Genomic DNA, 373 nt, shown 5'->3' with positions numbered 1-373 from the left:
TTAATGCTCAGTTTCCCGCTGATATCCACTTTCCTGACCAGCACATCATCGTCATATTCCGGCGGCGTTACCGTGTCGCTGTACTGACGTGACGACGGCTGATAACGCGACGCCGGGACGGCCATATGCAGCGCCTCGTGGGGACGCTCAAGGTTATAGACTGCCCGCCAGTGGTCGAAGGCCCGCTGTAACTCGCCGCTGTCCGTGAACCATTTCCCCTGCAGCACTTCCGCCTTCAGACTGCGATGAAAGCGTTCGAGCTTGCCCTGGGTCTGCGGATGATAAGGCCGGGAGTGACCCACCCGGATACCGAGGCGCATCAGCCATAACTCCAGCGCCGTCCAGGTCCCGGTGGTGTCACCCCACGGGGCGC

The 373-nt window shown here is 61.4% G+C and carries 1 protein-coding gene; it reads right to left on the bottom strand.

Annotation, left to right across the window (positions count from 1 at the left end):
* Positions 1–373, bottom strand: a 373-nt coding sequence (locus tag M8013_RS00075; RefSeq protein ID WP_271265811.1) for an integrase core domain-containing protein, incomplete at both ends; no start/stop codon positions are given.

Source organism: Silvania confinis (assembly GCF_025564085.1).
Taxonomy (GTDB): Bacteria; Pseudomonadota; Gammaproteobacteria; order Enterobacterales; family Enterobacteriaceae; genus Enterobacter; species Enterobacter confinis.
Note: the sequence above shows the minus strand (reverse complement) of the source record. Positions and strands in the feature narration are given on the sequence as shown.